The following is a 9,583-nucleotide window of genomic DNA, read 5'->3' as shown; positions in this document are numbered from 1 at the left end:
AGCGCGACCGCGGCGCCGAGCCCGGCGACCAGTGCCGCGCTGCCGATCCCTGCGGGCAGCAGGATGGTCGCACCGGGCAGGTCCGCGGTCACCTGGGCGGTCGTCGCGATCCAGGTCGCGGGCAGCCACGCGGTGGCGGCCAGGAGGTCGGCGACCGCGGGCACGGGCGCCGCGAGGCAGGCGAGCAGCCCGACCACGGTCGCGACCGGTGCCGCGGGTTCCGCGATCAGGTTCGCCGCCACGCCGATGAGCGACTGCTGTTCCGCGAACAGCGCGATGATGGGCCCGCACGCGAGCTGCGCCGAGAGCGGGACCGCGATCGCCAGTGCGACCGGGCCCGGCATCCACCGTCGCAACCCGCGTGACAACGGCGGTGCGAGCAGGACGAGTGCGCCCGTCGCGGCGGCCGACAGCGCGAAGCCGGGCGTCGCGGCGAGCCACGGATCGGACACCAGGATCATGATCGTCGACAGGGCGAGCACGCCTGCACCGGCGCTCGGTCGTCCTAGGAGCACGGACAGCATCCCCGCGCCCGCCATCACCGCGGCGCGCACCACGCTCGGCTCCGGCGTGACCAGCACCACAAAGCCGGAGAGCGCCGTGGTCGCGAGCACCACCCGCAGCGCCCGGCCGCCACCGCACAGCGCCGTGAGCCCGAAGACCGCCGCCACCACGATCGCGCAGTTCGCCCCGCTGACGGCCGTGAGGTGACTGAGACCGCTCGAACGCATGTCTTCGTCCAGGTCGGAGCCCACCGCCCTGGTGTCCCCCACGGCGAGTCCCGGCAGGAGCGCCCCGCCCGGCTCGGGCAGCCGCAGCGCGCGGTCGACGAAGGCGCGGCGCGCCGTGGCGGCCACGCCGAACACCCCGGACGGAGGCTGCACGACCTCCGTGGTCGTGGCGTAGAGCACCAGCACCGCGCGCTCCCCCGCCTCCGTCGCCGAGGTCTCCCCCACGACGCGGAGCCGAGCGCCGAGGTCGATGCCGTCGGCGGGCACGGTCCCGATCCGCACCGGCACCGCGACCGGGCGCGCCCGACCCGGCGGACCGAGGCTCTGCGTGGTCGCCTCGACCCAGAGCCGCCCATCCTGACCCGTGGACGCGGACGACGTGACCTCGACCACCGCTTCGACCACGCGGCCGCCCTGCCCCGCGGCGGCTTCGCGCGACGGAAGGGCGTACCCCACAGACAGCGCCGTGGCCGCGGCCGCCGCGAGCATCAGGAGGACCAGCCCCGCGCCGTGCCTCCCCCGTGCGAGCAGCACCAGCAGGACGACGCCCGCCGCGACGCCGCACACGAGCGCACAGGCCGCCGCGAGACCGGGCTGGAACACGCAGACGAGCGCCGCCGCCCACACCGCGAGGGCGACCGGCACGAGCCGGAGATCGCGGGACTTCACACCCGTACCCCGTCGCGTAATCCCGCGAGCAGCTTCTCCCCGATGCCCGGCACGCCGAGGAGGTCGTCCACCGACTGGAAGCGTCCGTTCTCCTCCCGCCACGCGATGATGCGCGCAGCCAGGGCGGGGCCGATCCGCGGCAGCGTCTCCAGCGCGGCCTGGTCGGCCGCGTTGAGGTCGATCCGCGCGTCGGTGGGTGCCGCGACGGGAGAGCCGGTGCCCGACCCGCCGACCACGGGCACGAGGATCTGCTCGCCGTCCTCGACCCGGCGGGCGAGGTTGATCGCGGCGAGGTCGGCGTCGACCGTCGTACCACCCGCGGCCGCCACCGCATCGACCAGCCGCGCATCACCGCCGACGACATACAGTCCCGGCCGCTCGACCGCGCCGAGCACGTGCACGTACAGCACGTCGGACGACGGCGCGGCCGTCGCGCGGTCGCCCACCGGGAAGGACTCCGCCGGTGCGCCCTGACCGCGCAGGATGCCCAGTCCGACGGCGGCCGACAGCACGACGAGAGCCAGTGCCACCGCGGCGCCCACACCGAGCCGCAGTCGTCGCTGCCGGGGTACGGGTGTCGGTGCGGGAGGAGTCACCCCGTCACGGTAGGTCTCCGCAGACCCCCGGCGACCACGGAGAACCGCCGGTCGTGGACAACAGCGGCGCCCGGTCCGCCGTGCAGAGCCGAAGGCGGGGCGATCGGAGCCGAGCTCGCTCCGACGCCGCCAGGCTGGCAGCACGCATGAGCCGGCGCCCGGGCACGCCGCTCTCTCTTCCGATGCGTGCCCGCCGCGTGGCGCAGACTGGACCGGTGACCGACATCGTCGACGACCTGCCCCCGGAGGCCTCTCATCACGACGCTGAGCGCGCTTTCCGCGAGGCGGGCTGGACGCCGAGCGGCGCGGGCGACTGGGCCTTCGCCCTGCGCTCGCCCGACGGCGTCGCCGCGGTGCGCATCAGCCCGTTCGATCCGGTCGGACCGTACACGGCCGCGCTGTATCGCGAAGCCGCGCACACCGGTCAGGTACCGCGACTGTTCGCGCACCGTCGACTCGCGGGCGGCGGCGATCTGCAGGTGATGGAGTGGCTCCACGCGGTCGACGAGAAGGACGCGGTCGCCTTCCACACCGCCATCGCCGAACGCGCACCGCACGTCGCCGAGCTCGTCGACGTCGTGCGCCGCATCCATGCCAGGGCAGCGCGGGCGCTGCCCTGGTGCGGCCCCCTCGATCAGAACCCGTCCAACATCATGCGCGGCAGCGACGGGCGTCTCGTCGCGTGCGATCTGTACTACGCGGACGGTCCGGCTCTGTATGCGATGGCCGGCTCCGATCCGACCCGGTTCGTGACGCTCCTGCCGGAGTCCGAGCGCCGCTACCTGACCGAGATCCCGCTCGCGGAGTCCGGCCCGTGGGACGAGGCGTCTCGCGCGGCGATGCGCCGGGGCATCGCCGTCGCGGACGCCGCGCGCGCCGACCGGGACGCGTGACCGCGGCTCCGGAGGTCGCGACGGATCAGCCCGCGACGACGATGCTGACGATCTTGGGAGCGCGCACGACGACCTTCACGATCTCGCGGTCGCCGATCGACCGGATCACGCGCTCATCCGCGCGAGCGAGCGCTTCCAGCTCGGCCTCGCCGATGCGCGCGGGGACCTCAAGCTGAGCCCGCACCTTGCCGCCCACCTGCACGACGGCCGTGACCGTGTCCTCCACGAGCAGCGCGGGGTCGGCCGAGCGCCACGTGACCAGTCCGACGGACGGTTCGTGCCCGAGCAGCTCCCACATCTCCTCCGCGGTGTGCGGCGCGATCAGGTCGAGCATCACGGCGATCGTCTCGGCGGCCTCGCGCACCGCGGGGTCGCCCGCACCGCCCGCGCCGTCGATGGTCTTGCGGGTGACGTTCACCAGCTCCATGAGCCGGGCGACCAGCACGTTGAACTTGGTCTGCTCGACCAGGGCCGGAGCCTCCGCGAGCAGCTTGTGCGTGGCGCGACGCAGGGCCGCGTCTCCCCCGTCGAACACCACGTCGACCGGGCTGGACACCTCGTGCCCGATGCGCAGCGCACGCGAGAGGAACTTCTGCGCGCCCGTGGTCGACACGTCCGCCCAGTCCTTGTCGTCTTCCACCGGACCGGCGAAGGCGAGGCCCACGCGCAGCGCATCGGCGCCGTGCGCGTCGAGCTCCTCCTGGAACAGCACCAGGTTGCCCTTGCTCTTCGACATCTTCTGCCCGTCGAGCAGCACCATCCCCTGGTTGATCAGGTTCGAGAACGGCTCGGTGAAGTCGATCAGGCCCATGTCGAACAGGACCTTCGTGATGAAACGCGCGTAGAGCAGGTGCAGGATCGCGTGCTCGACGCCGCCGATGTACGAGTCCACCGGCGCCCAGCGCGACGCCTGGGCGGGGTCGAACGCCACGGTGTCGCTGTTCGGCGAGAGGAAGCGCAGGAAGTACCACGAGCTGTCGACGAACGTGTCCATCGTGTCGGGGTCGCGCAGCATGGGGTCGCCGGTCTCCGGGTCGGTCGTGCGCACCCAGCTCTCCGCCCCGCCCAGCGGCGAGGTGCCCTTGGGCTTGAGGTCGAGTCCCTCGACGCTCGGCAGCTTCACGGGCAGCCGGTCCTCGGGCACCGGCACGATGCGGCCGTCGTCGCCGTGCAGCATCGGGATCGGCGTTCCCCAGAAGCGCTGTCGCGAGATCAGCCAGTCGCGCAGACGGTAGTTCTTCGCCGCACGGCCCGTGCCCGACGCCTCCAGCTGCTCGATCGCGCGGGCGATCGCGTTGCGCTTGGACAGCCCGTTCAGCGGACCCGAGTTGATCATGCGACCGTCGCCGGTGAGCGCGACACCCGTCGATGCGGGGTGCTGCTCGTCGAGGGCGGCGCCCGTGTCGATCGGGACGCCCTCCTCGTCGACCTCGATCACCGGCATGGCCCCCGTGATCGGCGCGGTCGTGTCGACCACGACCTTGACCGGCAGGTCGAAGGCGCGGGCGAAGTCGAGGTCGCGCTGGTCGTGCGCGGGAACCGCCATCACGGCGCCGTGGCCGTAGTCGGCCAGCACGTAGTCGGCGGCCCACACCGGCAGCTTCTCGCCGTTCACGGGGTTGATCGCGTAGCGCTCCAGGAACACGCCCGTCTTGGGGCGATCCGTGGACTGCCGATCGATGTCGGACTCCTTCTGCACCTGCTCCAGATAGTCCTGGAACCGCTGGCGCACCTCGACGGGAGCCTCGGCGGCCAGTTCAGCGGCGAGATCGGAGTCGGGCGCCACCACGAAGAACGTCGCACCGTGCAGGGTGTCAGGGCGCGTGGAGAACACCGTCACCGGCTCGTCACGGCCCTCGATGCGGAAGTCCACGTCGGCGCCGACCGAGCGGCCGATCCAGTTGCGCTGCATCTGCAGCACCTTGTGCGGCCAGAAACCCTCGAGCTGATTCAGGTCGTCGAGCAGCCGATCCGCGTAGTCGGTGATGCGGAAATACCACTGGGTGAGCTTCTTCTTCACGACCTCGTAGCCGCAGCGCTCGCAGCGACCGTCGACGACCTGCTCGTTCGCCAGCACCGTCTGGTCGTTCGGGCACCAGTTGACCGGGCTCTTCTTGCGGTACGCCAGGCCGCGCTCGTACATCTTCAGGAACAGCCACTGGTTCCAGCGGTAGTACTCCGGGTCGGACGTGTGCAGGACGCGGCTCCAGTCGAACGAGACGCCGTACTGCTCGAAGCCGACCTTCTGCTGCGCGATGTTCTGATAGGTCCACTCGCGCGGGTCCGCGCCCTGGCGGATCGCCGCGTTCTCGGCGGGCAGGCCGAACGAGTCCCAGCCGATCGGGTTGAGCACGTTGTGCCCGCGGTGACGCCAGAACCGCGCCACGATGTCGGAGTAGAGGTAGTTCTCCGCGTGCCCCATGTGCAGGTCGCCCGAGGGGTACGGGAACATCGCCAGGACGTAGCGCCGCGGGCGGGTGTCGCCGTCGCCGCCGGTGAGGAACGTCTCGTGCTCCGCCCAGTACTTCTGCCACTTGGCCTGGATGGCGTGCGCCGAGGGCATCTCCTCGTCGACGGGAGCGGTGGACAGGTTCTCGGACAACGAACGCACGACCAATCTGAGGGGAATTGCGGGATCAGTTCAGGATATCGGAACCCCACGGCCAGGGCGGCTCCGCGCCCAGCGCCGCGAGCGGAGCCCTCGCCTTGGTCGCGACCTCGGCGACCTCGGCCGCCGGCACCGAGCCCCACGTGATCCCGCCGCCCGCTCCGACCACGGCCTCGTCCCCCGCGATCACGATGCTGCGGATCACCATCGCGAGGTCGGCCGCGCCGTCCACGCCCACGTAGCCGAAGCAGCCGGCGTACACCCCCCGGGGGCCGCTCTCCAGCTCGTGCAGCCGCGTCATCGCCGACAGCTTCGGCGCCCCGGTCATGCTGCCGGCGGGGAACGCGGCCGCGAGCAGCGCGCCGAGCGTGACGCCGTCCGCCAGGGTGCCGCTCACCGTGCTCACGAGCTGGTGCACGGCCGGGTAGCTCTCCACGACCCACAGCCCGTCGACGCGGATCGTGCCGGGCACGCACACGCGCGACAGGTCGTTGCGCATGAGATCGACGATCATCACGTTCTCCGCGCGCTCCTTCGGGTCGCCGGCGAGCTCGGCGGCGAGCGCGGCATCCGTGTCGGGGTCGGTGCTGCGCGGCCGGGTGCCCTTGATCGGCCGGGTGCGCACGACTCCGCCCGCCGCGTGGAGGAACTGCTCCGGACTGGCGCTCAGCAGCGCGCGCCCGCCGATGCGCACGAAGCCCCCGTGGTGCGCGGGGGTCGCCGCCCGCAGCCTCCGGTACACCTCGACCGGGTCGTGCGTCCCCGGCACGGTGAAGCGCGTGGTGAGGCAGAGCTGATACGCGACGCCCGCGCGGATCAGGGCGCGGCACCGCTCGATGAGCTCGGCGTACTCCGCGGGGGCGTGCCGGGCCACGGTGGTCCCCGGTGTCGGATCCGGCCGCGCGGGAGTGGGGTCGACCGCCGCGACGAGGAGCTCGTCCGCCCAGGGGTCGGCGTCCGGCCCGGCGGGGTCGAGCGCCCACAGGCGATGGCGCGCATGGTCCCAGGCGATCGCGTGGGTCACCCGCATCCAGCCGTCGGGCACCGGGTCGTCCGCGGACACCGGGGCACCGGCGGCCGCGGCACCGCCCTCGTACGTGCACCAGCCGACCCATCCGCCGAGGAACGGGGGGAGCCCGGGCTCGGAGACGCGGCCGTCCAGCCGCACATCGTCGGGTCTCGGCGACGGCACGCCGACCCCCAGCAGACTCCACCCCTCCGCGGCTCCGTCCCCCGCGTCCAGCCAGAACACGTCACCCGCCCTGGCGGCGAGCACGCGGAACAGCCGCTCGGGGTCCGCCCAGGTCGGCAGGGGTCGGGGGCTCAGGTGCGCGCGCACCTTCCCAGCCTAGGTGCGGCGACGCCCGATATTCTCAGGGGGTGGACGACCTCCTGCTCTGGCTCCTCGACACCGTGCAGTCGATCGATCCGGTCACGCGCACGCTGGTCGCCGGACTCGCGGTCATGCTGGAGACGAGCATCCTGATCGGGCTGATCGTCCCCGGCGACACGATCGTGATCATCGCCTCCATGGGGATCGCGACCCCCTGGGAGGGTGTGGCGATGGGCGTGAGCGTCGTGGTCGGCGCCCTGATCGGCGAGAGCATCGGCTTCGGGCTCGGCCGGTGGCTCGGTCCCCACATCCGCTCGTCGTGGCTGGGGCGCCGCATCGGCGAGCAGAACTGGGTGCGCGCGGAGAACTACCTGGCCCGCCGCGGCGGCATCGCCATCTTCCTCTCCCGCTTCCTTCCGGTGCTGCACTCCCTGGTGCCGCTGACCGTCGGGATGAGCGAGTACCCGTACCGCCGCTTCCTGGCGTGGACGACGCCCGCCTGCATCATCTGGGCCACGGCCTACGTGAGCGTGACCTCGCTCGCGGCGGGAAGCTTCCGCGACCTCGTCGACCGGGTGCACTATGCGAGCTACATCTTCGTCGGCGCGATCGCACTCTTCCTGCTCCTGGCGTATCTGGGCAAGAAGCTGCTGCAGCGGCTGGAGGCGCGGCATCTGGAGGCGCCGGAGGCGGGCACGGACGCCGACGTGAAAGACTGAGGCAATGGCTTCCCCACCCCCGGCGCCCAGGATCCACTGGTTCGCACGGCTCGAGCACCGCCTCCACGTGTGGCGCGAGGGGCGAGCGCGCCGACGCGGCCGCAGCGCCACGATCCTCCCGTTCCCCGGCTACGGCGGTCCGGGGTGGGTGCGCGTGCTGGGGCGGGTGCTCATCGTGCCGCCGCAGCGCAGCAACCGGGACGGCGAGCCGGCGAGCATCCGCGGCTGGCGCAGCTTCGTCGGCATCCCGGTCGGGTTCGCGTCGGTCAGCGTGCACGTGGGCGACAGCACTCACCAGGTCGTCGCCGACCGCGGTGGTGTGATCGACGCCGTGATCCGCGCCGACCTGGAGCCCGGGTGGCAGACCTTCACGGTCACGGTCGAGGGGCAGGAGCCGATCGAGGCGCGGGCGTTCATCGTCGCGGCGGACACCCGGTTCGGGGTCGTGTCCGATGTGGACGACACGGTGATGGTCACGGCGCTCCCGCGCCCGTTCATCGCCTTCTGGAACTCCTTCGTCGTGGATGAGCACGCCCGCATCCCGGTCCCGGGCATGGCGGTGCTGCTCGACCAGCTCCTGCGCCAGCACCCCGGCGCGCCCATGGTGTACCTGTCCACGGGCGCCTGGAACGTCGCACCCACGCTCTCCCGGTTCCTCGGGCGGCACCTGTTCCCCGCAGGGTCGCTGCTGCTGACCGACTGGGGCCCGACGCACGACCGCTGGTTCCGCAGCGGCCGCGAGCACAAGCTCACGAACCTGCGCCGCCTGGCCACCGAATTCCCCGAGGTGAAGTGGCTGCTGATCGGAGACGACGGCCAGCACGACGAGGCCATCTACACGCAGTTCCAGGAAGAGCACCCCGACTCCGTGGCCGGTGTGGCCATCCGGCGCCTCCTTCCCGCCGAGGCCGTGCTCGCCGGTGGGCGCGCCGAGATGGAGTCGCACGAGGCGGACGCCGCCCCGTGGGTCAGCGCCGAAGACGGTGCCGGTCTGCGCGACCAGCTCGGCGACGTGGGCATCCTGCACTGACATGGCCCTGTCGCGCGAGGAGTGGCTCCCGCGGGAGCAGGCGCATCGGGAGCGTGCCGACGCGCTGACCGCCGACCACCGTGCCCGCCTGTCCCGCGGCGAGAAGCACCCAGTGTGGGACTTCCTCCACACCTATTACGCCTACAAGCCCGCGCAGCTGCGGCGCTGGCACCCCGGTGCGGGGGTCGAGCTGCGTGACGCCGCCGAGCGTGCCGGGTGGCGCTGGTACTCCCCCGGCGCGACCCCCGACGCGGTGGTTCCCGATGCCGACCGGTACGCGGCCGAGAAGCCAGAGCTGGCCGCGCTGGTCGAGCGCATGCTGCGTCGCACGGCCTCGCGGCCCGGGCAGTTCGGCTGCTTCGGACTCCACGAGTGGGCGATGGTGTATCGCGCGGACGAGCACCGTCACCCCGTGCCGCTGCGCCTCGGGAAGGACGGCACCGATGCGGTCGTGGAGTCGCACGACCTGCGGTGCACCCACTTCGACGCGTTCCGGTTCTTCACCCCGGAGGCCGTGCCACGCAACCGGACGACGCTCAGCAGGGACGGGCAGCCCCAGGTCGAGCAGCCGGGGTGCCTGCACGCCGGCATGGACCTGTACCGCTGGGCCATGAAGCTAGGGCCGCTCGTGCCCGGTGAGCTGCTGCTCGACACCTATGAGCTGGCGAGGGACATCCGCCTGCTGGACATGCAGGCCGCTCCCTACGACCTGGCCGCCTGGGACGTGGAGCCCGTGCGCATCGAGACGCCGGAGGGTAAGGCCGAGTACGTGCGACGACAGCGCGGCTTCGCGGAGCGGGGGGCGGTGCTGCGCGCGGCTCTGCTCCGCGCCTGGCTCGGCTCGGACGCACGCGCCGTCGCCTGAGCCTCAGCCCGCCGGGGTGCAGGTGTCGCAGACTCCCCAGGTCGCGGTGGATCCCGCGCGCTGCATCCGCAGGGCCAGTACTCGCGTCGCGGCGTCCGCCAGCCGCTCCGCGGGCAGGGTGCCCGCGTCGACCGCCGCC

8 protein-coding genes are annotated in these 9,583 nt (G+C 72.5%); 4 read left to right on the top strand and 4 right to left on the bottom strand.

Features of this window, described 5'->3' with window-relative positions:
- Positions 1–1,400, bottom strand: a 1,400-nt coding sequence (locus tag DW299_RS17240; RefSeq protein ID WP_136037319.1) for a ComEC/Rec2 family competence protein, incomplete at its 3' end; no start/stop codon positions are given.
- The gene (locus DW299_RS17235; RefSeq protein ID WP_136037318.1) at positions 1,397–1,996 is read right to left on the bottom strand and encodes a ComEA family DNA-binding protein; all 600 of its coding nucleotides are present in this window, start codon (positions 1,994–1,996) and stop codon (positions 1,397–1,399) included. The genes DW299_RS17235 and DW299_RS17240, both read right to left, overlap by 4 nt.
- Positions 1,997–2,211: 215 nt before the next feature.
- Between DW299_RS17235 and DW299_RS17230 the strand changes: the two genes are divergently transcribed.
- The gene (locus tag DW299_RS17230; RefSeq protein ID WP_136037317.1) at positions 2,212–2,889 is read left to right on the top strand and encodes a hypothetical protein; all 678 of its coding nucleotides are present in this window, start codon (positions 2,212–2,214) and stop codon (positions 2,887–2,889) included.
- Between the two features lie 25 nt (positions 2,890–2,914).
- Here the strand turns inward: DW299_RS17230 and leuS are convergent, their stop codons facing one another.
- Entirely contained in the window at positions 2,915–5,452 is a 2,538-nt protein-coding gene (gene leuS / locus DW299_RS17225) for a leucine--tRNA ligase (RefSeq protein WP_136037320.1), read from the bottom strand.
- Between the two features lie 73 nt (positions 5,453–5,525).
- Positions 5,526–6,836, bottom strand: coding sequence for an anthranilate synthase component I family protein (locus DW299_RS17220; RefSeq protein WP_136033587.1), 1,311 nt, complete (start codon positions 6,834–6,836; stop codon positions 5,526–5,528).
- Between the two features lie 41 nt (positions 6,837–6,877).
- Here DW299_RS17220 and DW299_RS17215 point away from each other — a divergent pair, with 41 nt between their 5' ends.
- From DW299_RS17215 to DW299_RS17205, 3 genes are read left to right on the top strand one after another with little or no spacing between them, the layout of a single operon-like run.
- Positions 6,878–7,549, top strand: a complete 672-nt coding sequence (locus DW299_RS17215; protein WP_136037316.1) for a DedA family protein — start codon at positions 6,878–6,880, stop codon at positions 7,547–7,549.
- A gap of 4 nt (positions 7,550–7,553) precedes the next feature.
- Positions 7,554–8,579: an App1 family protein phosphatidate phosphatase gene (locus tag DW299_RS17210; protein ID WP_136033591.1), complete on the top strand. Its 1,026-nt coding sequence runs from the start codon at positions 7,554–7,556 to the stop codon at positions 8,577–8,579.
- A gap of 1 nt (position 8,580) precedes the next feature.
- Positions 8,581–9,444 (top strand): 3-methyladenine DNA glycosylase, encoded by an 864-nt coding sequence (locus DW299_RS17205; protein WP_136037315.1) that lies wholly within the window; start codon positions 8,581–8,583, stop codon positions 9,442–9,444.
- The last annotated feature ends 139 nt before the right edge of the window (positions 9,445–9,583 follow it).

This window comes from Microbacterium sp. K35, from assembly GCF_004794375.1.
GTDB lineage: Bacteria > Actinomycetota > Actinomycetes > Actinomycetales > Microbacteriaceae > Microbacterium > Microbacterium sufflavum.
The sequence above is the reverse complement of the archived record's forward strand: the minus strand, read 5'-3'. Positions and strand labels throughout refer to the sequence as shown.